This is a genomic window from Pseudomonas sp. P7548, from assembly GCF_013386585.1.
Classification (GTDB): domain Bacteria; phylum Pseudomonadota; class Gammaproteobacteria; order Pseudomonadales; family Pseudomonadaceae; genus Aquipseudomonas.
This window is the reverse complement of record NZ_JACARO010000017.1, coordinates 131,867-153,670: the sequence shown is the minus strand read 5'-3', so window position 1 is coordinate 153,670 and position 21,804 is coordinate 131,867. Positions and strand designations below refer to the sequence as shown.

Genomic DNA, 21,804 nt, shown 5'->3' with positions numbered 1-21,804 from the left:
CTAGACTGACCCGCATCTGCTGTCCTCCGCTTTTGCTTTTAAGGCCTCTTGCATGTCCGATCCTCGCTACCAGATCGACGTCAGCGTCGTCACCCGCTTCCTGGCGGACCAATCGCAACCTGAACAGAACCGCTTTGCCTTTGCCTACACCATCACGGTGAAGAACAACGGCCTGGTGCCTGCCAAGCTGCTATCGCGCCACTGGGTGATCACCGACGGTGACGGCCAGGTCGAGGAAGTGCGCGGTGCCGGTGTGGTTGGCCAGCAACCCTTGATCGACATCGGCGCCAGCCATACCTACAGCAGTGGCACGGTCATGACCTCCAAAGTCGGCACCATGCAAGGTTCGTATCAGATGAAGGCCACCGATGGCCAACTGTTCGATGCGGTCATTGCGCCTTTCCGCCTCGCGGTGCCCGGAGCCCTGCACTGATGGCGACGTACGCGGTCGGCGACCTGCAAGGCTGCCTGGAACCTCTCAAGTGCCTGCTGGAGCGGGTTGCCTTCGACCCGGCCAAGGACCGCCTGTGGCTGGTCGGCGACCTGGTCAACCGCGGCCCGCAATCCCTGGAAACCCTGCGCTACCTCTATAGCCTGCGCGATGCCCTGGTGTGTGTACTGGGCAATCATGACCTGCACCTGTTGGCTGTCGGCAAAAACATCGAGCGCCTGAAAAAGGGTGACACCCTGCGGGAAATCCTCGAAGCGCCGGACTGTGCCGAGTTGCTCGACTGGGTTCGCCGGCAAAAGCTCATGCATTACGACGAAGCGCGCAACATGGCCTTGGTCCATGCCGGTATCCCGCCACAGTGGACGTTGAAGAAGGCACTCAAGTGCGCGGCCGAAGTCGAAAGCGCCCTGGCTGATGACAACCTGTACGCCACCTACCTCGACGGCATGTACGGCAACGAGCCCGTGAAGTGGGATAACGATCTCACGAGCGTGACCCGCCTGCGCGTCATCACCAACTACTTCACGCGCATGCGCTTCTGCACCGCTGAAGGCAAGCTGGACCTCAAGAGCAAGGAAGGCGCCGACACGGCGCTGCCGGGCTACAAGCCATGGTTCGCGCATAAAGAACGCAAGACCCGCGACACACAGATCATCTTCGGTCACTGGGCGGCCCTGGAAGGCCAGTGCGAAGAGCCCGGCGTGTTTGCCCTCGACACCGGTTGCGTGTGGGGCGGCGCCATGACCCTGATGAACATCGACACTGGCGAGCGCCTGAGCTGCCAGTGCGAATCTCCCCTTTCCGTTACCCTGCCGGCCGCCAAGCCCTAGGAGCCCCCGTGAGCGAATTCAAACGTATCCCCCCCGAACAAGCCCAGGCCCTGCGCGAACAAGGTGCCGTGGTGGTCGATATCCGCGACCAGCCGACTTACGTGGCGGCCCACATCAAGGGCGCCCAGCACCTGGACAACGTCAACATTGCCGATTTCATTCGCGCCGCCGACCTCGATGCGCCCGTGATCGTCGCCTGCTACCACGGCAATTCCAGCCAGAGCGCAGCGGCTTATCTGATCAGCCAGGGCTTCTCCGACGTCTACAGCCTGGACGGCGGCTTTGAGCTGTGGCGTACGACGTATCCTGCGGAAATTGCCTCCGGCGATTCGCAATAATTTTTTTCACACCCCGCTACCCCGCGTGACGCTTGGCCTCGCGCCGTTTCTGACGAACGGCGCAGCCAAACTAATTACGCATCGCGCCTTGACCTCCCCGATTCCGAACTATCCTTAAGCGCAGGCCATCCGAATCAGGGGAGAGCCGGTACACCGGCGTGCGGGTCATCGGTAGCGTTTCAGGGTGTTCTGGGGGGAAAACGGCCATTGGCGATCGCCAATGGCTGCCAGCATCGACTGATTGATCCGGCGTCGGCTCCACGTATCGAGCGAGGTGACGACGTCATGAGTATTTTTAGCCACTTCCAACAACGCTTCGAGTCCACACGGCAAGAAGAACTCACGCTGCAAGAGTATCTCGAACTGTGCAAACAGGACCGCAGTGCCTACGCGTCTGCCGCCGAACGCCTGCTGCTGGCAATTGGCGAGCCGGAGCTGGTAGACACCTCGAACAATTCGCGCCTGTCGCGAATATTCTCCAACAAGGTGATCCGGCGCTACCCGGCCTTTGAAGACTTCCACGGCATGGAAGAATGCATCGACCAGATCGTCTCCTACTTCCGCCATGCCGCCCAAGGCCTGGAAGAGAAGAAACAGATCCTCTATCTGCTCGGCCCCGTCGGCGGCGGCAAGTCGTCCCTGGCCGAAAAGCTCAAACAACTGATCGAGAAGGTGCCCTTCTACGCCATCAAGGGTTCTCCGGTTTTCGAATCGCCTTTGGGGTTGTTCAACGCCACGGAAGATGGCGCGATCCTCGAAGAGGACTTCGGTATCCCACGGCGCTATCTCAACACCATCATGTCGCCCTGGGCCACCAAGCGCCTGGCCGAGTTCGGCGGCGATATCAGCCAGTTCCGCGTGGTCAAGCTCTACCCGTCGATCCTCAACCAGATTGGCGTGGCCAAGACCGAACCGGGCGACGAGAACAACCAGGACATCTCGGCGCTGGTGGGTAAGGTCGATATCCGCAAACTGGAGGAATTCCCACAGAACGACGCCGACGCCTACAGCTACTCGGGCGCACTGTGCCGGGCCAACCAAGGCCTGATGGAGTTCGTGGAGATGTTCAAGGCACCGATCAAGGTGCTGCACCCACTGCTCACCGCCACCCAGGAAGGCAACTACAACAGCACCGAGGGCTTGGGCGCGATTCCGTTCACCGGGATCCTGCTGGCCCACTCCAACGAGTCGGAATGGCACACCTTCCGCAACAACAAGAACAACGAAGCTTTCATCGACCGGATCTACATCGTCAAGGTGCCGTACTGCCTGCGGGTCAGCGATGAGATCAAGATCTACGACAAGCTGCTGTTCAACAGCTCCCTGGCCAAGGCTCACTGCGCGCCCGACACCCTGAAGATGCTGGCCCAGTTCACGGTGCTGTCGCGCCTCAAGGAGCCGGAGAACTCGAACATCTACTCGAAGATGCGCGTGTACGACGGCGAAAACCTCAAGGACACCGACCCCAAGGCCAAGTCGATCCAGGAATACCGCGACAGTGCCGGCGTGGACGAGGGTATGAACGGCCTCTCGACACGGTTCGCGTTCAAGATCCTGTCCAAGGTCTTCAACTTCGACCCGCACGAGATTGCCGCCAACCCGGTGCACCTGCTCTACGTGCTGGAACAGCAGATCGAACAGGAGCAATTCCAGGCCGAAACCCGTGAACGCTACCTGCGCTTCCTCAAGGAATACCTGGCGCCGCGCTACATCGAGTTCATCGGCAAGGAAATCCAGACGGCGTACCTGGAGTCCTACAGCGAGTACGGCCAGAACATCTTCGACCGCTACGTGCTGTACGCCGACTTCTGGATCCAGGACCAGGAATACCGCGACCCGGAAACCGGCGAAATCCTCAACCGCGTGGCTCTCAACGAAGAACTGGAGAAAATCGAGAAACCGGCCGGCATCAGCAATCCGAAGGATTTCCGCAACGAGATCGTCAACTTCGTGCTGCGCGCCCGTGCCAACAACAACGGCAAGAACCCCACCTGGCTCAGCTACGAGAAACTGCGGGTGGTCATCGAGAAGAAAATGTTCTCCAACACCGAGGATCTGCTGCCGGTCATCAGCTTCAACGCCAAGGCCAGCAAGGAGGATCAGCAAAAACACAACGACTTCGTCACACGAATGGTCGAGCGTGGCTACACCGACAAACAGGTACGGTTGCTCTCCGAGTGGTACCTGCGGGTGCGCAAATCGCAGTAAGGCAGCCACAGGCGTGCACTGCCGGGCCAAGCGCCCGGCAGCTGACCGCTTGTCTCTAAGCTTCCAGCGCGTAGCGTGAAGCTTGTAACGTGAAGCTGCCCGGAGGGCTCCCCATGAGCTATGTGATCGACCGACGCCTCAATGGCAAGAACAAGAGCACGGTAAACCGCCAGCGTTTCCTGCGCCGTTACCGTGACCACATCAAAAAGGCCGTGGAAGAGGCCGTGAGCCGCCGTTCCATCACCGACATGGAACATGGCGAACAGATCAGCATTCCTGGCCGGGACATCGACGAACCGGTGCTGCACCATGGCCGGGGCGGCAAACAGACCGTCGTGCACCCCGGCAACAAGGAATTCACCACCGGCGAGCATATCCAGCGGCCCCAGGGCGGAGGCGGCGGCAAGGGCCCGGGCAAGGCCGGCAATTCCGGCGAGGGCATGGATGAGTTCGTGTTCCAGATTACCCAGGAAGAATTTCTCGAATTCATGTTCGAAGACCTGGAGTTGCCCAACCTGGTCAAACGCAACCTGACCGGCACCGACACCTTCAAGACCGTGCGCGCCGGGATCAGCAACGAAGGCAACCCATCCCGCATCAATATCATCCGCACGCTGCGCTCGGCCCACGCACGGCGCATCGCCCTGTCCGGCAGCAGCCGCGCAAAGCTGAAGGAGGCCAAGGAAGAGCTGGCACGCTTGAAACGCGAAGAACCGGACAACTTCGGCGATATCCAGGAAATCGAAGCCGAAATCGAGAAACTCAGTGCGCGCATTCATCGCGTGCCGTTCCTCGACACCTTTGACCTGAAGTACAACCTGCTGGTCAAACAGCCCAACCCCAGCTCCAAGGCGGTGATGTTCTGCCTGATGGACGTGTCCGGCTCCATGACCCAGGCCACCAAGGACATTGCCAAGCGCTTCTTTATCCTGCTGTACCTGTTCCTCAAGCGGAACTACGACAAGATCGATGTGGTGTTCATCCGCCATCACACCAGCGCCCGGGAAGTGGACGAGGAAGAGTTTTTCTACTCGAGGGAAACCGGCGGCACCATCGTTTCCAGCGCATTGAAACTGATGCAGGAGATCATGGCCGAGCGCTACCCCGCCAACGAGTGGAACATCTACGCGGCCCAGGCCTCCGACGGCGACAACTGGAACGACGACTCGCCGATCTGCCGCGACATCCTGATCAACCAGATCATGCCATTTGTGCAGTACTACACGTACGTTGAAATCACCCCCCGTGAGCACCAGGCCCTGTGGTTCGAATACGAGCGCATCGGCGAAGCCTTTGCCGACACGTTCGCCCAGCAGCAACTGGTCTCGGCCGGCGATATCTACCCGGTCTTCCGTGAACTCTTCCAGCGCAGGTTAGTGACATGACCGCCAAAAAAGAGCAAAAACGCCAACCGATCTCCACAGGGTCCGAGTGGACCTTCGAGCTGATCCAGGCCTACGACCGGGAAATCAGCCGCATCGCGGCGGGTTATGCCCTGGACACCTATCCCAACCAGATCGAAGTGATCACCGCCGAACAGATGATGGACGCCTACGCCTCCGTCGGCATGCCCTTGGGCTACCACCACTGGTCCTACGGCAAACACTTCCTCAGCACCGAAAAGTCCTACAGCCGCGGCCAGATGGGCCTGGCCTACGAGATCGTGATCAACTCCGACCCGTGCATCGCCTACCTGATGGAAGAAAACACCATCTGCATGCAGGCACTCGTAGTGGCCCATGCCTGCTACGGGCATAACAGCTTCTTCAAGGGCAACTACCTTTTCCGCACCTGGACCGACGCCAGCTCGATCATCGATTACCTCGTGTTCGCCAAGCAGTACATCATGCAATGCGAGGAACGCCACGGTATCGATGCAGTGGAAGACCTGCTCGACTCCTGCCATGCCCTGATGAACTACGGCGTGGACCGCTACAAGCGCCCCTACCCGATCTCTGCCGAGGAAGAACGTCTGCGCCAGAAGGAGCGCGAGGAGCATCTGCAGAAACAGATCAATGACCTGTGGCGCACCATCCCTAAAAAGACAGGCAAGAACAGCGACAAGGACAACGCTCGCTTCCCCGCCGAACCTCAGGAAAACATCCTGTATTTCCTGGAAAAACACGCGCCACTGCTTGAGCCTTGGCAACGGGAAATCGTGCGCATCGTGCGCAAGATCGCCCAATACTTTTATCCACAGCGCCAGACCCAGGTGATGAACGAAGGCTGGGCCACCTTCTGGCACTACACGCTGATGAACGACCTGTACGACGAAGGCCTGGTCACCGACGGCTTCATGATGGAGTTCCTGACCTCCCACACCAGTGTGGTGTTCCAGCCAGGCTTCGACAGCCCGTACTACAACGGTATCAACCCGTATGCACTGGGCTTTGCCATGTACCGCGACATTCGCCGCATGTGCGAGCACCCTACCGAAGAAGACCGCCGCTGGTTCCCGGAGATCGCCGGTAGCGACTGGCTGTCGACCATCAAATTCGCCATGAGCAGCTTCAAGGACGAGAGTTTCATCCTGCAGTACCTGTCACCCCAGGTGATTCGTGACCTCAAGCTGTTCAGCATCCTTGATGACGACCTTAAAGATGACCTGGTGGTGCCCGCCATCCACGACGAACCCGGCTACCGCACCATCCGTGAAACCCTGGCGGCGCAGTACAACCTGGGCAACCGTGAGCCCAATGTGCAGATCTACAGCATCGATGTGCGCGGCGACCGCTCGCTGACCCTGCGCCACCAGCAGCACGACCGTAAACCCTTGGGCGAATCTACCGAGGAGGTACTCAAGCACCTGCATCGCCTGTGGGGGTTCGATATTCACCTGGAGACCCTGCAGGGCGACCAGGTGATGAAAACCCATCACGTACCACCGCGCACCGATCACAACGACAACGACTACGGCCGCCTGGACCTGGCCGTCGTTCATCTCTGAAACTGCAAAGCCTCCATTGGCCAGTCACAGGCGGTATCCTGTGCCGCTAATGGAGGCTTTTTCATGAAAATCTACAAAGTCGGCGGTGCCGTGCGTGACCGCCTGCTGGGCATCAAGGTCACCGATATCGACCGCGTTGTCGTGGGCGCGACGGCTGAAGAGATGCTCGCCAAAGGCTACAAGCCGGTCGGCGCTGACTTCCCGGTGTTCCTGGACCCAAAAAATGGCGACGAATACGCCCTCGCCCGTACCGAACGCAAGAGCGGCCGGGGCTATGGCGGCTTTGTGTTTCATGCCAGCCCAGAAGTAACCCTGGAAGAAGACCTGATTCGTCGTGACCTGACTATCAACGCGATGGCAGAGGATGACGACGGCATCCTGACGGACCCCTATCACGGCAAGCGCGATCTTGACGCCCGCATTCTGCGCCACGTATCCCCCGCGTTCGCCGAAGATCCACTACGAGTGCTGCGCGTTGCCCGCTTTGCAGCACGCTATGCCCACCTTGGGTTTACGGTCGCGCCGGATACCCTGGCGCTAATGCGTCAACTCAGCGAATCTGGCGAGCTTGAGGCGTTGACACCCGAGCGCAGCTGGAAGGAAATCTCCCGCGCCCTGATGGAAGATCAGCCACAGGTGTTTATCCAGGTACTGCGTGACTGCGGCGCCCTGAAAACCCTGATGCCCGAAGTCGATGCGCTGTTTGGCGTGCCACAACCCGAAATCCATCACCCGGAAATAGACACCGGCGTGCATACGTTAAGCGTGCTGGAACAGGCTGCCCTGCATAAACAACCGCTGACCGTGCGCTGGGCTTGCCTGCTGCATGACGTGGGCAAAGGCCTGACACCTGTGGATAAGTTGCCGCAGCATATTGCCCATGAACACACAGGTTTGAAGCTGATCAAGGCGGTCAACGAACGTTTTAAAGTCCCAAGGGATTGTCAGGAACTGGCGCTGCTGGTGGGCCAATATCACACCCATGGCCATCGTGCCTTGGAGCTGAGGGCCTCGACGCTGCTGGAGTTACTGCAGAGTTTCGACGTGTACCGTCGGCCGCAGCGCTTTGAGGAGTTTGTGGTGGCGTGCGAGATGGATGCGCGGGGTCGCAAGGGGCTTGAGCAGCGTAGTTACCCACAGGCAGATTATTTGCGTGGTGCGGCGAAGGCTGCCCGCGAAGTCGCCGTTGCGCCACTGCTGGAGAAAGGTTTCAAAGGCCCGGAATTGGGCGAAGCGCTGAAGCGCGAAAGGCTCAAGGCACTCAAAATCTACAAGGAACACCACGCCCCGTAGGAGTCCGGCTTGCCGGCGATAGCGTCCGTAGGATTGCCATCGCCGGCATGCCGGGCTCCTACAGGGGGGCGTTTGGCGCGGAGATCAGGGTGGTCGGGGTCAGTTGCTGGCCCTGCCATTCGAACGCAACAGGCGCCAGCACCTGGTCGATTTGCGCATCACGCCACAGTTCGGCCAGGGTTTTGCCCGCTTCCGGATGGATGCGCTCCGGCGCCATCAACGACAGCGGCCATAACACAAAAGCGTTTTTCAGGATCTCGGCGCGGGGCAGGACCAGACCATCGAAGTTGCCCACCAAGTCGCCGTACAGCAATACGTCGATATCCAGTGGCAAGCCTTTGCGATCCGGCGCATAGCGGCCATTGTCGGCCTCGATGAATTTCAATCGGCGATCCAGCTCCATCAACGACAGGTCGGTGCAGGCCGAGACCACCAGATTGAAGAACGGCCCGCTCTTGATACCGACCGGCTGGCTTTCGAACACCGCCGAGCAGCGCACATCCGTCAAGAAACTCGCCAATGCATCAAGGCCGGCGCAAAGGTGAGACTCGCGCTCGATGTTGCTGCCAAGGCCAAGGTAAACCTGAGTTAGCGACATCCGCGCTCGATCTCCACGCCCACGCCCCTGGCAGCCGGCACGGCCCCTGGCTTGGTCAACTTGAGGTGCAGCCAGGGAATCTGGAACTCACTCATCAGCACTTCGGCCAGGCGTTCGGCGAAGGTTTCTACCAGCTGGAACTGGGATTGCTCGGCAAAGGCTTGGATGCGTGCGGACACGCTGGCGTAATCCAGGGCCAGGGTCAGGTCGTCACCGGCGGCGGCCGGGCGGTTATCCCAGGCGAAACTCAGGTCCAGGCGCAGGCATTGCTTGATGCCGCGCTCCCAGTCGTAGGCCCCGATCACGGTGTCGACTTCCAGGCCTTCGATAAACACTCTGTCCAAGCACTCTTCTCCGCAGCACGACAAGGGCGCGATGCCCCGTTAGAATCAGGGCGTCCTCGCCCGGAATAGTTAGCATGTTTTGGTCACTGGCGATTCTCGCCTACCTGCTCGGCTCGCTGTCCTTCGCCATTTTGCTCAGCCGCCTGACGGGAAATCCCGACCCGCGAATGAGTGGCTCAGGCAATGCCGGCGCCACCAATATGTTGCGCCTGGCCGGCAAAAAGCTCGCGGTGCTGACCCTGCTCGGCGACCTGTGCAAGGGCCTGCTGCCCGTGCTGATCGCCCACCTCGCCGGCCTTACCCTGCAACAACAAGCCTGGATTGGCGTGTGCGCCGTCCTGGGCCATCTGTTTCCACTGTACTTCCGCTTTCGCGGCGGCAAAGGTGTAGCGACGGCGGCCGGCATGTTGCTGGGGATCTACCCACCCGCCGCATTGCTGGCCGTGCTCGCCTGGCTGCTGACGTTCTACCTGACCCGCACCAGCTCACTCGCCGCGCTGATCGCAACGCCCCTGACCCTGCCGCTACTGGCCTGGCAGGAACCGGCAGCGCTGTTGCCGATGAGCGTGCTGACACTGCTGATCGTCTGGCGCCACCGGGGCAATTTACGCGACCTGTTTGCCGGGCGCGAACGGCATTTTTAAATACCGTCGATGAACCCAGCCCAGGCTGACCCCTTACAACGGTGAAAGCTGCTCCATCGGCCAGCGTGCCTGCACGCTGATCGCCAGGCTTTCATGCTGCCCGGCCTGCAGGCGTTGGCAACCGGCGTAGGCGATCATCGCGCCGTTGTCGGTGCAGAACTCAGGGCGTGCGTAGAACACATCGCCCTTCATGTCGCCGAGCATTTTTTCCAGCGAAGCACGCAACGCCTTGTTGGCACTCACGCCGCCTGCGATCACCAGGCGCTTCATACCCGCCTGTTTCAGGGCGCGCTTGCACTTGATGGTCAAAGTCTCCACCACGGCCTGCTGGAACGCCAGTGCGATGTCGCAACGGGCTTGCTCGCCGTCGTCCCCGGCGCTGACGCTCTGCTGCCAGGTGTTCAACGCGGAGGTTTTCAAACCGCTGAAGCTGAACATCAGGCCCGGGCGATCGCACATCGGGCGCGGGAAGATATAGCGGCCGGCAACGCCTTTTTCGGCGAGACGGGCGATTTCCGGGCCACCGGGATAATTGAGGCCCATCATCTTCGCGGTTTTGTCGAAGGCTTCGCCGGCCGCGTCATCCAGGGATTCACCCAGCAGGGTGTATTGGCCGATGCCGTCCACCTGAACGAGCTGCGTATGGCCGCCGGAAACCAACAAAGCGACGAACGGGAACTCAGGTGGTGTTTTTTCCAGCATGGGCGCCAGCAAATGGCCTTCCATGTGGTGTACACCGAGCGCCGGAATGCCCCAGGCAAACGCCAGGGCCTGGGCGCAAGAGGCCCCAACCAGCAGGGCTCCGACCAATCCGGGGCCTGCGGTGTAGGCAATGGCGTCGATCTCGGTCGGCACGCACCCGGCCTCATCCAGCACCTGGCGAATCAACGGCAGCATGCGCTTGACGTGATCGCGGCTGGCCAACTCCGGCACCACGCCGCCATAAGCACGGTGCAGGTCGATCTGACTGAACAGTGCGTCGGCCAAGAGCCCGCGTTCACTGTCATAAAGTGCGACACCGGTTTCGTCGCAGGAGGTTTCAAGTCCCAGTACTAGCATGGGTTTGCGCCTTGTAGAGGCTGAATTCGAAGGCGCGCATAATAGTCGCCACTCCCCCTCCCGACTAGCGGTTTTCGATCAGAGGCTTTGCATTCCGGGCAATGAGGGGTTAACATCCGCAACCCTTAAAAACCGACGACCTCAGCCGCGAATTGTTTGCGACGAGAACGTTGATCCCGGTAATGAAAGAAGGTAGCTCTGGATGCCAGCCGTCAAAGTTAAAGAGAACGAACCCTTCGACGTAGCTCTGCGTCGTTTCAAGCGCTCCTGCGAAAAAGCCGGTGTACTGGCTGAAGTTCGTAGCCGCGAATTTTACGAGAAGCCAACTTCTGAGCGTAAGCGTAAAGCAGCAGCCGCTGTTAAGCGTCACGCCAAGAAAGTTCAGCGCGAACAGCGCCGCGCCGTTCGTCTGTACTAATACACAGACGTTCGTAGCAAGCTTCTGCCAAGCCCGGCCCTCAGCCGGGCTAATGGCATTTGCGGATATCGCTTGATGCTTCACTGTTGACGCCGCACATGCGACCGAGACAACTGCTTCACACGTCAGGACTGGCTCTTTTGCCAGCGGTGCACGTCTCTTCTGACGAGCCTATCAAGGCTACTGACGAGCACACTTATTCTTCAAACAGACGATCAACTGTATCGACTGTGCCCGACGATGAGCTTCCGAGGCCGCATTGGCCAAGACCGGACGCCGGGGCAACATTTCCATGCCAAAAACCTGATTGAAACTAACGTCAGTGAATGAACGGCAGATACACTTCCTGAATGCCCACGCAGACAACTGATGATCGAGCTACGCAATACGCGCGCTTGAGCATTTGATGGGCCCTCATTGACACGCAGTGATGACGAGAACGCCATGGCCGGGCTGATTCCCCAGAGCTTTATTGACGACCTTCTGAACCGCACCGACATCGTCGATGTTGTCAGCTCGCGCGTGCAACTGAAAAAAGCCGGCAAGAACTACACCGCCTGCTGCCCATTCCATAAAGAAAAGACTCCATCCTTCAGCGTCAGCCCCGACAAGCAGTTCTATTACTGCTTCGGCTGCGGCGCAGGCGGCAACGCCTTGGGCTTTCTCATGGACCACGACAACCTGGACTTCCCCCAGGCGATCGAGGACCTGGCAAAAGCCGCCGGCATGGAAGTCCCTCGCGAAGAAAGCGGGCGCTCGCACAAACCGCGTCAGCCCACCGATTCGCCGCTGTACCCGCTGCTGACTGCCGCTGCCGAGTTTTACCGTCAGGCGCTTAAAAGCCATCCGCAGCGCAAGGCCGCCGTCGACTACCTCAAGGGCCGCGGCCTTACCGGTGAAATCGCCCGCGACTTTGGCCTGGGGTTCGCCCCGCCTGGCTGGGACAACCTGTACAAGCACCTGAGCAGTGACACTCTCCAGCAAAAAGCCATGATCGACGCCGGCTTGCTGGTGGAAAACGCCGAGACCGGCAAGCGCTATGACCGCTTCCGCGACCGGGTAATGTTCCCGATCCGCGACAGCCGGGGCCGCATCATCGCCTTTGGTGGCCGGGTACTGGGGGACGACAAACCCAAGTACCTGAACTCCCCGGAAACGCCGGTCTTCCACAAAGGCCAGGAACTCTATGGCCTGTTCGAGGCGCGCAAGAACAATCGCAACCTCGACGAAATCATCGTGGTTGAAGGCTATATGGACGTGATCGCGCTCGCCCAACAGGGCCTGCGCAATGCCGTCGCGACCTTGGGTACCGCGACCAGCGAAGAACACATGAAGCGCCTGTTTCGCGTGGTGCCCAGCGTGCTGTTTTGCTTTGACGGCGACCAGGCGGGCCGCAATGCCGCCTGGCGTGCCCTGGAGGCAACACTGTCGAGCCTGCAGGACGGGCGCCGCGCGCGCTTCCTGTTCCTGCCCGAAGGCGAAGACCCGGACACCCTGGTGCGCTCCGAAGGCACCGACGCGTTCCGCGCGCGCATCAATCAACATGCGCAGCCGCTGGCGGACTATTTCTTCCAGCAGCTGACCGAAGAAGCCGACCCGCGCTCCCTCGAGGGTAAGGCCCATATGGCCACGCTCGCGGCGCCGCTGATCGACAAAGTCCCCGGCGCCAACCTGAAATCGCTGATGCGCATGCGCCTGCAGGAAATCACCGGGTTGAGCGGCGAAGCCGTCAGCCAACTGGTGCACAGCGCACCGCACGATGCACCGCCACCGACCTACGACCCCGGCATGGATTACGACGCCATGCCGGACTATTCAGACTTCCACCAACCGCAGGAGGCCTACGCACCCCAGCAGGAGTGGACACCGAAAAAGTCGGGTGGCGACGGCAAGAAATGGGACAAGAAACCGTGGAGCAAGAACGGCAAGCGAGGCGACCGCGATGAAGCCTACGCACCGCGCACGCCCGTTGCCGTAGAAGCGCCTACACTGATCGCGCTGCGCACGCTCATCCACCACCCGCAACTGGCGGAAAAGGTCGAAAGCGCCGATCACTTTGCCAACGCAAGCAACACTTACGCCCAGGTGCTGATCGCGCTGATCGAGGCGGTACAGAAAAATCCTAAGCTAAACTCAATTCAATTGATGGCGCGCTGGCACGGCACCGAACAGGGCCGCCTTCTGAAGGCGCTTGCGGAAAAGGAGTGGCTAATTGACGGCGAAAACCTTGAACAACAGTTTTTAGACACCATTACTAGGTTATCCGCGGGTCAGCACACGCAGACCCTCGACGAACTCATCAAGAGAGCAAGGCAGCCGGGATTGTCGGCTGAAGAGCAAATTCAGATAGCAAAACAGATGCGCGACCTCTTAAAACAGAATGTTTCCGCATCAAACCCGACCTCAGCTGGCGTGTGAGGTCATAGCTCGGGTATAATCCTCGGCTTGTTTTTTGCCCGCCAAGACCTTCAGTGGATAGGGTGTTATGTCCGGAAAAGCGCAACAGCAGTCTCGTATCAAAGAGTTGATCGTTCTCGGTCGTGAGCAGGGTTACCTGACTTACGCGGAGGTCAACGACCACCTGCCTGAGGATATTTCAGATCCAGAGCAGGTGGAAGACATCATCCGCATGATCAACGACATGGGGATCAACGTATTCGAAGCTGCGCCAGATAAGGATTCCCTTATGCTGGCTGACGCCGATACCGACGAAGCCGCCGCTGAAGAAGCTGCCGCCGCGTTGGCTGCGGTGGAGACCGATATCGGCCGTACGACTGACCCTGTGCGCATGTACATGCGTGAAATGGGCACGGTCGAGCTGCTGACTCGCGAAGGCGAAATCGAAATCGCCAAGCGTATCGAAGAGGGCATCCGTGAAGTGATGGGCGCAATCGCGCACTTCCCTGGCACGGTTGACCACATTCTCTCCGAGTACAACCGCGTGACCACCGAAGGTGGCCGCCTGTCCGACGTCTTGAGCGGTTATATCGACCCGGACGACGGCATTGCCCCGCCTGCCGCCGAAGTACCGCCGCCTGTCGATGCGAAAGCTGCGAAAGCTGACGACGATTCCGATGACGACGATGCTGAAGCCAGCAGCGACGACGAAGAAGAAGTCGAAAGCGGTCCGGACCCGATCATCGCAGCCCAGCGTTTCGGTGCGGTGTCCGATCAGATGGAAGTCACCCGCAAGGCGCTGAAGAAGCACGGCCGCACCAACAAGCAGGCAATCGCCGAGCTGTTGGCCCTGGCTGAACTGTTCATGCCGATCAAGCTGGTGCCCAAGCAATTCGAAGGCCTGGTTGAGCGCGTTCGCAGCGCCCTTGAGCGTCTGCGTGCACAAGAGCGTGCGATCATGCAGCTCTGTGTCCGCGATGCGCGCATGCCGCGTGCCGATTTCCTGCGCCAGTTCCCGGGCAACGAAGTTGACGAAAGCTGGTCCGACGCACTGGCCAAGGGCAAGGCGAAATACGCTGAAGCCATCGGCCGCCTGCAACCGGATATCATCCGTTGCCAGCAGAAGCTGACTGCACTCGAGACCGAAACCGGTCTGACGATTGCCGAGATCAAGGACATCAACCGTCGCATGTCGATCGGTGAGGCCAAGGCCCGCCGCGCGAAGAAAGAGATGGTTGAAGCGAACTTGCGTCTGGTGATCTCCATCGCCAAGAAGTACACCAACCGTGGCCTGCAATTCCTCGACCTGATCCAGGAAGGCAACATCGGCTTGATGAAGGCTGTGGACAAGTTCGAATACCGTCGTGGCTACAAGTTCTCGACCTATGCCACCTGGTGGATCCGTCAGGCGATCACTCGCTCGATCGCCGACCAGGCCCGCACCATCCGTATTCCGGTGCACATGATCGAGACGATCAACAAGCTCAACCGTATTTCCCGGCAGATGTTGCAGGAAATGGGTCGCGAACCGACTCCGGAAGAGCTGGGCGAACGCATGGAAATGCCTGAGGACAAGATCCGCAAGGTATTGAAGATCGCTAAAGAGCCGATCTCCATGGAAACCCCGATCGGTGATGATGAAGACTCCCATCTGGGTGACTTCATCGAAGACTCGACCATGCAGTCGCCAATCGATGTCGCCACCGTTGAGAGCTTGAAAGAAGCGACCCGCGACGTACTGTCCGGCCTCACTGCCCGTGAAGCCAAGGTACTGCGCATGCGTTTCGGCATCGACATGAATACCGACCACACCCTTGAGGAAGTCGGTAAGCAGTTTGACGTGACCCGCGAGCGGATCCGTCAGATCGAAGCCAAAGCGCTGCGCAAGTTGCGCCACCCGACGCGAAGCGAGCATCTGCGCTCCTTCCTCGACGAGTGATACCAGAACCCCCGGCCCAGGCCGGGGGTTTTGTTTTGTATCGATAAAATCCTTCGCAGCACCTCCCTCCCGCAATGCCCGTCTACACTCGAAACATTCCCCGTGCCATAACGAGACCGTTATGCCCAGATTGCCGACTGTGTTACTGCTGTCGCTGCTGACCTGGACCGCAACGGCTGGCGCGTTGACTCTTACTGATGATGAGCGTGGCTGGTTGGCGGACCATCAGGAGCTGCGCCTGGGCGTGGACGCGTCCTGGCCACCGTTTGAATACCGCGACGAAAATGGCCGCTACCAAGGTTTGGCGGCTGACTATGTGCGCCTGATACAGGACCGCTTGGGCGTCAGGATCAAGCTGATCGAGCCGGCAAACTGGACCGCTGTGTTGGAGCAGGCCAAAAACAACCAGCTGGATTTGCTGCCCGGTATCATGTCCACCCCGGAGCGCCAGAGCTACCTGGCGTTTACGCGCCCGTACCTGGACTTCCCCATCGTCATCCTCGCCCATGAAGGCGGCGCGAAACCGCGCAACCTCAAGGACCTGTACGGGCTCAAGATCGCCGTGGTGGAGAACTACGCCCCCCACGAATTGCTGCGCACTCACCACCCCGACCTCAACCTGGTGGCCATGCCTAATGTCAGCTCCACCCTGCAAGCCCTGGCCACGGACGAAGTGGACGCGGTGGTGGGCGACCTGGCTTCCAGCGTCTGGAGCCTGCGTCAGCTCAAGCTCGACGGTTTATATGTCAGCGGAGAAACGCCCTACCGCTATCAACTGGCGATGGGCGTGCCACGGGACGGGAAAATGCTGGTGGGCATTCTGGACAAAGTCCTCGCCGACCTCAGTTCGGATGAAACCGATGCCATCCAGCAGCACTGGGTAGGCAGTTTTACCGATCACCGTACGTTCTGGGCGGACCTGCTGCTGTACGGCCTGCCAGCCGTATTACTGCTGAGCACCGTGCTGGCCATCGTGATTCGGATCAATCGCCGACTCAGTTCGGAAATTTCCCGCCGCGTGGCCCTTGAGCAGGAACTGCGCAGCAGCGAATACCACTATCGCGGCCTGGTGGAGAGCCTGTCCGCCATCGCCTGGGAAGCCAGCATGACTGATTTCACCTACAGCTACGTTTCCCCCCACGCCGAGGAACTGCTGGGCTACCCGCGGGCGCACTGGCTGATCCCGGGCTTCTGGCGCAACATCATCCACCCCGCCGACCTGACGCGCGCCGAAGCCTACTGCTACCGCGAAACCCGCGCCAACCGCGACCACAGCCTGGATTATCGCGTCATCACCGCTGATGGCCGCTGCCTGTGGGTGCGGGATATTGTCAGCCTGATCGAGCACGGGCATGAGCCGGTACTGCGTGGCTTGATGATCGACATCAGCGAAGCCAAGCGCACCGAGGAAGCACTGCAGCTGTCCGAGCAGAAATTCGCCTCAGTGTTCCAGCAATGCCCGGACATCCTGGTGATCGCACGGCTGTCGGATGGCTGCCTGCTGGAGGTCAACAAGGCCTTTGAGGACCAGATCGGCCTGAGCGCTGCCGACGTTGTCGGCAAAACCGCCACCGAGCTGAATATCTGGGGCATCCAGGGGGTCGGTCCCGACCTGCTGCAACGGGTGCAGACCACCAGCATTCGCAACCTGGAAATGCCCTTTTTACGCAGCAACGGCCAGGCCTTCATCGGGCTGATCTCGGCCGAACCGTTCCAACTCGACACCACCGAAGCCCTGGTGGTGGTGGTACGCGACATCACCCAACTCAAGGAAACCCAGCAACAACTGCAGACCTCCGAAGAGAAGTTCGCCAAGGCGTTCCATGCCTCGCCCGACGGCTTGCTGCTCAGCCGCCAGCGCGATGGGCTGCTGATTGAAGTGAACGAAGGCTTCAGCCGCCTCACCGGGTTCACCAGCGCAACTTCCCTGGACCAGTCCACGCTCGACCTGGGTATCTGGGTCGACCTCAACGAACGCAAGCATATGCTGGAGCTGATGCAGCGCGACGGTTTCGTACGCGACTTCATCTGCCATATCCGGCGCGCCGACGGCCTGATTCGCCTGTGCGAGCTGTCCAGTCGCCCGCTGCCCATCGGCGATGAAGATTGCATGCTCACCATCGCCCGCGACATCACCGACCGCCAGCTAATGCAGGAAAAACTCCAGCAAGCCGCCACTGTGTTCGAGAGCACGGCCGAGGGCGTGCTGATCACCGACACCCGCCAGAACATCAGTGCCGTGAACCGCGCATTCACCGAAATCACCGGCTACAGCGAAGTCGAGGCCCTCGGCCACACCCCGCGCCTGCTCGCGTCCGGCCTGCACGACAGCGCGTTCTACGCCGCGATGTGGCACCAACTGACGGCTCAGGGGCATTGGCAGGGCGAGATCTCCAACCGTCGCAAGAATGGCGAGCTGTACCCCAGCTGGCTGACGATCAGTGCCGTGCGCAACCGCGACCAGTTGATCACCCACTTTGTTGCGGTGTTTGCCGATATTTCCAGCCTCAAACTGGCCCAGGCCCGTCTCGACTACCAGGCCCACCACGACCCACTGACCGGCCTGCCCAACCGCACGCTGTTCGAAAGCCGCTTGCAAGCCGCCCTCAACGGCCATCAGGAAACCGGTAAACAGGGTGCCGTGCTGTTTCTGGACCTGGACCGCTTCAAACACATCAACGACAGCCTCGGCCATCCCATCGGCGACCTGTTGCTCAAGGACATCGCCGTGCGCCTCAAGGAGCAACTGCGCGATATCGACACGGTGGCCCGCCTGGGCGGCGACGAATTCATCATCCTGCTGCCGGGCCTGCAACACGCCAGCGACGCCGAACACCTGGCCAATAAGCTGCTGGCGTGCTTCACCCCACCGTTCCAGGCCGGCGAGCACGAGTTCTTTATCAGCGCCAGTATCGGCACCAGCCTTTACCCCCAGGACGGCACCGACGTCGCCACCCTGGTCAAGAACGCCGACGCGGCGATGTACCGCTCCAAGGCCAAGGGTCGCAACCGGGTCGAAAGCTACACCCGCGACCTCACCGCCCAGGCCAACGAGCGCGTCGCACTGGAGCATGAACTGCGCCGCGCGATAGAACGCGAGGAACTGAGCCTCTACTACCAACCCAAACAGAGCCTGCTGACTCAGGAATTGATCGGCGCCGAAGCCCTGATCCGCTGGCATCACCCGACCTTTGGCGAAGTGCCGCCCGAGCATTTCATTGCCCTGGCCGAAGAGAACGGCATGATCCTGCAGATTGGCGACTGGGTGCTGGAGCAAGCCTGCCGGCAAATGTCCGCCTGGAGAGAGGCCTTCGATGATTTCGGCCCGCTGTCGGTCAACCTCGCCGGCGCACAACTGCGCCACCCCGGCTTGCTGGCACGCATCGAGCAATTGCTGCGCGACTACCGCCTCGACCCCGGCAACCTGCAATTGGAGATTACCGAAAACTTCATCATGAGCCAGGCCGAGGAGGCCCTGGAGGTGCTGCACCAGCTCAAGCGCCTGGGTGTGCAACTGGCTATCGATGATTTTGGCACCGGCTACTCATCCCTCAGCTACCTCAAGCGCCTGCCGCTGGACTTCCTGAAGATCGACCAATCCTTCGTGCGCGGCCTGCCCGACGACCCCCACGACGCCGCCATCGTGCGCGCCATCATCGCCCTGGGCCACAGCATGCAATTCACCATCATCGCCGAAGGCGTGGAGAACCCCGCCCAGCAAGCCTTCCTGGCCGCAGAAGGCTGCGAGCAGATGCAAGGCTACATCGTCAGCCTGCCCCTGCCGCCCGAGCTGTTTGCCGCTACCTTCCTTCGTATGAGCCTTGAGGATTTTTCGGATAGCACAGCGGAGAAACCATCGCTATAATCCGCGACCTGTTACAGGGCCTATAGCTCAGTTGGTCAGAGCAGAGGACTCATAATCCTTTGGTCCACGGTTCAAGTCCGTGTGGGCCCACCAAACAAGAAAGCCGCGCATTGCGCGGCTTTTGTGTGTCTGGAAGGCTGTAATATACCGCCCCATTGCCGCCCGCATTGGAGCCCTCCCCTTGCCCATCCTCGATGAAATCGACCGCCAACTGATCGCTGCCCTGCAGATCAACGCCCGCGAAAGCGTCGCCATGCTTGCCCGGCAGTTGGGTATCGCACGCACAACGGTGACGTCGCGCCTGGCGCGGCTGGAGAAGACCCAGGTGATCACCGGGTACGGTGTGCGACTGGGCCAACGGGTGGTCGACGGCGGCTTGCAGGCGTATGTGGGCATTACCGTGCAGGCGCGCTCGGGCAAGGACGTGCTGCGCAAGCTCAGTGCCATGGCCCAGGTCCAGCAACTGTGCGCGGTGAGTGGCGAGTTCGACTATGTGGCGTGGCTGCGCACCGATTCGCCGGAACAGCTGGATCAACTGCTGGACCAGATCGGCAGTGTCGACGGCGTGGAGAAAACTACCACGTCGATCATCCTCAGTAACAAATTGGATCGTGGACAGCCAATCTGACCGTCGACTTCGTCACTCTGACTAAAAACAATTCATTACGACAACACTTTGCGTCTTATTAACGGGCGCAAGGCTCCCTAAACTGGCTGCCATCTTTTCCTATACTCAGCGGGACGTGCCCCGCCGAGTTGCCAGCCAGGTTTGCCATGAACGAACTCAACAAGAACAATCGCCACCCTGCAGACGGTAAGAAACCCATCACCATCTTCGGCCCGGATTTCCCGTTTGCCTTTGATGACTGGATCGAGCACCCGGCCGGGCTCGGCAGCATCCCCGCCGCCAACCACGGTGCCGAAGTGGCGATCGTCGGCGCGGGCATCGCAGGCCTGGTGGCCGCTTACGAGTTGATGAAGCTGGGCCTCAAGCCGGTGGTGTACGAGGCCTCGAAGATGGGCGGCCGCTTGCGCTCCCAGGCCTTCGAAGGCGCCGAAGGCATCATCGCCGAGCTGGGCGGCATGCGGTTCCCTGTGTCGTCCACCGCGTTCTACCACTATGTGGACAAGCTGGGCCTGGAGACCAAACCCTTCCCCAACCCGCTGACACCCGCCTCTGGCAGCACGGTGATCGACCTCGAAGGCCAGACCCACTACGCGCAAAAACTCTCCGACCTGCCCGTGCTGTTCCAGGAAGTGGCCGACGCCTGGGCCGATGCCCTGGAAGCGGGCTCGCAGTTCGGCGATATCCAACAAGCCATCCGCGACCGCGACGTACCGCGCCTCAAGGAACTGTGGAACAAGCTGGTCCCCCTGTGGGACGACCGCACCTTCTACGACTTCGTCGCCACCTCCAAGGCGTTCGCCAAGCTCTCGTTTGCGCACCGCGAAGTGTTTGGCCAGGTGGGTTTCGGCACCGGTGGCTGGGACTCGGACTTCCCCAACTCCATGCTGGAAATCTTCCGCGTGGTGATGACCAACTGCGACGACCATCAGCACCTCGTCGTCGGCGGCGTCGCGCAGGTGCCCATGGGCATCTGGCGCCATGTGCCAGAGCGCTGCGCCCACTGGCCGGCCGGCACCAGCCTGAGTTCGCTGCACCGCGGTGCGCCGCGCGCCGGGGTGAAACGCATTGCCCACGCACCGGATGGCCGTTTCGCGGTCACCGACAACTACGGCGACACCCGCGAATACGCCGCCGTGCTGACCACCTGCCAAAGCTGGCTGCTGACCACCCAGATCGAATGCGATGAAACCTTGTTCTCGCAAAAAATGTGGATGGCCCTCGACCGCACCCGCTACATGCAATCATCGAAGACCTTCGTGATGGTCGATCGCCCGTTCTGGAAAGACAAAGACCCGGAAACCGGCCGCGACCTGATGAGTATGACCCTCACCGATCGCCTCACCCGTGGCACTTACCTGTTCGACAACGGCGACGACAAGCCGGGGGTCATCTGCCTGTCGTACTCGTGGATGAGCGATGCGCTGAAAATGCTGCCGCAACCCATCGACAAACGCGTGAAGCTGGCCCTGGATGCGCTGAAAAAGATCTACCCGAACGTCGACATCAAGGCGCGCATCATCGGCGACCCGATCACCGTGTCCTGGGAGGCTGACCCGCACTTCCTCGGCGCCTTCAAAGGCGCCCTGCCTGGCCACTATCGCTACAACCAGCGCATGTATGCGCACTTCATGCAGAAGGACATGCCCGCCGAACAGCGCGGGATCTTTATCGCCGGTGATGACGTCTCCTGGACGCCCGCGTGGGTGGAGGGCGCGGTGCAGACCTCGCTGAACGCCGTGTGGGGCATCATGACCCACTTCGGCGGCAGCACTCACTCCGAGAACCCGGGGCCTGGGGATGTGTTCGACGAAATCGGGCCGATCGCCCTGGCCGACTGAGGAACTC

The 21,804-nt window shown here is 60.4% G+C and carries 17 protein-coding genes and 1 tRNA gene; 15 read left to right on the top strand and 3 right to left on the bottom strand.

Going from position 1 to position 21,804, the window contains the following annotated elements; translation table 11 throughout:
- The first annotated feature begins 52 nt into the window (after window positions 1–52).
- The 7 genes from apaG (at window position 53) to HX803_RS09950 (ending at window position 8,067) form a co-directional block, all read left to right on the top strand.
- Window positions 53–433, top strand: a complete 381-nt coding sequence (gene apaG, locus HX803_RS09980; RefSeq protein WP_065904636.1) for a Co2+/Mg2+ efflux protein ApaG — start codon at window positions 53–55, stop codon at window positions 431–433.
- Entirely contained in the window at window positions 433–1,281 is an 849-nt protein-coding gene (locus HX803_RS09975; RefSeq protein WP_178920238.1) for a symmetrical bis(5'-nucleosyl)-tetraphosphatase, read from the top strand. Before apaG ends, HX803_RS09975 begins: the two co-directional genes overlap by 1 nt.
- 8 nt (window positions 1,282–1,289) lie before the next feature.
- The gene (gene glpE, locus HX803_RS09970) at window positions 1,290–1,619 is read left to right on the top strand and encodes a thiosulfate sulfurtransferase GlpE (RefSeq protein ID WP_178920237.1); all 330 of its coding nucleotides are present in this window, start codon (window positions 1,290–1,292) and stop codon (window positions 1,617–1,619) included.
- Window positions 1,620–1,904: 285 nt separating this feature from the next.
- Complete coding sequence (locus tag HX803_RS09965; RefSeq protein ID WP_178920236.1) at window positions 1,905–3,827, top strand: PrkA family serine protein kinase; 1,923 nt, start codon at window positions 1,905–1,907, stop codon at window positions 3,825–3,827.
- Window positions 3,828–3,940: 113 nt separating this feature from the next.
- A complete protein-coding gene (locus HX803_RS09960) occupies window positions 3,941–5,212 on the top strand; it encodes a YeaH/YhbH family protein (protein WP_016977872.1) in 1,272 nt (423 codons plus the stop codon).
- Window positions 5,209–6,774, top strand: coding sequence for a SpoVR family protein (locus HX803_RS09955; protein WP_178920235.1), 1,566 nt, complete (start codon window positions 5,209–5,211; stop codon window positions 6,772–6,774). The genes HX803_RS09960 and HX803_RS09955 overlap by 4 nt, the downstream gene beginning before the upstream one ends.
- Window positions 6,775–6,837: 63 nt before the next feature.
- Complete coding sequence (locus HX803_RS09950) at window positions 6,838–8,067, top strand: multifunctional CCA addition/repair protein (protein WP_178920234.1); 1,230 nt, start codon at window positions 6,838–6,840, stop codon at window positions 8,065–8,067.
- Window positions 8,068–8,125: 58 nt separating this feature from the next.
- Here the strand turns inward: HX803_RS09950 and folK are convergent, their stop codons facing one another.
- On the bottom strand, window positions 8,126–8,665 hold the full coding sequence (gene folK / locus HX803_RS09945; RefSeq protein WP_178920233.1) for a 2-amino-4-hydroxy-6-hydroxymethyldihydropteridine diphosphokinase: 540 nt from the start codon (window positions 8,663–8,665) through the stop codon (window positions 8,126–8,128).
- Window positions 8,656–9,009, bottom strand: a complete 354-nt coding sequence (folB, locus tag HX803_RS09940) for a dihydroneopterin aldolase (protein WP_176996618.1) — start codon at window positions 9,007–9,009, stop codon at window positions 8,656–8,658. The genes folK and folB overlap by 10 nt, the downstream gene beginning before the upstream one ends.
- A 74-nt stretch (window positions 9,010–9,083) precedes the next feature.
- Between folB and plsY the strand changes: the two genes are divergently transcribed.
- A complete protein-coding gene (plsY, locus tag HX803_RS09935) occupies window positions 9,084–9,653 on the top strand; it encodes a glycerol-3-phosphate 1-O-acyltransferase PlsY (RefSeq protein WP_176996619.1) in 570 nt (189 codons plus the stop codon).
- Between the two features lie 33 nt (window positions 9,654–9,686).
- On the opposite strand, the gene tsaD is transcribed toward plsY, so the two are convergent.
- Window positions 9,687–10,712: a tRNA (adenosine(37)-N6)-threonylcarbamoyltransferase complex transferase subunit TsaD gene (tsaD, locus tag HX803_RS09930; protein ID WP_178920232.1), complete on the bottom strand. Its 1,026-nt coding sequence runs from the start codon at window positions 10,710–10,712 to the stop codon at window positions 9,687–9,689.
- A gap of 202 nt (window positions 10,713–10,914) precedes the next feature.
- Here tsaD and rpsU point away from each other — a divergent pair, with 202 nt between their 5' ends.
- The 7 genes from rpsU (at window position 10,915) to HX803_RS09895 (ending at window position 21,797) form a co-directional block, all read left to right on the top strand.
- Complete coding sequence (gene rpsU, locus HX803_RS09925; protein WP_002551877.1) at window positions 10,915–11,130, top strand: 30S ribosomal protein S21; 216 nt, start codon at window positions 10,915–10,917, stop codon at window positions 11,128–11,130.
- Window positions 11,131–11,574: 444 nt separating this feature from the next.
- Complete coding sequence (dnaG, locus tag HX803_RS09920; RefSeq protein ID WP_178920270.1) at window positions 11,575–13,548, top strand: DNA primase; 1,974 nt, start codon at window positions 11,575–11,577, stop codon at window positions 13,546–13,548.
- Between the two features lie 67 nt (window positions 13,549–13,615).
- The gene (rpoD, locus tag HX803_RS09915) at window positions 13,616–15,466 is read left to right on the top strand and encodes an RNA polymerase sigma factor RpoD (RefSeq protein WP_178920231.1); all 1,851 of its coding nucleotides are present in this window, start codon (window positions 13,616–13,618) and stop codon (window positions 15,464–15,466) included.
- Between the two features lie 121 nt (window positions 15,467–15,587).
- Window positions 15,588–19,331 (top strand): EAL domain-containing protein, encoded by a 3,744-nt coding sequence (locus HX803_RS09910; RefSeq protein ID WP_178920230.1) that lies wholly within the window; start codon window positions 15,588–15,590, stop codon window positions 19,329–19,331.
- A gap of 16 nt (window positions 19,332–19,347) precedes the next feature.
- Window positions 19,348–19,424, top strand: a tRNA-Ile gene (locus HX803_RS09905).
- 88 nt (window positions 19,425–19,512) lie between these two features.
- A complete protein-coding gene (locus HX803_RS09900) occupies window positions 19,513–19,959 on the top strand; it encodes an Lrp/AsnC family transcriptional regulator (RefSeq protein WP_178920229.1) in 447 nt (148 codons plus the stop codon).
- A 146-nt stretch (window positions 19,960–20,105) separates the two neighbouring features.
- Window positions 20,106–21,797: an NAD(P)/FAD-dependent oxidoreductase gene (locus HX803_RS09895; RefSeq protein ID WP_178920228.1), complete on the top strand. Its 1,692-nt coding sequence runs from the start codon at window positions 20,106–20,108 to the stop codon at window positions 21,795–21,797.
- Window positions 21,798–21,804 lie beyond the last annotated feature (7 nt).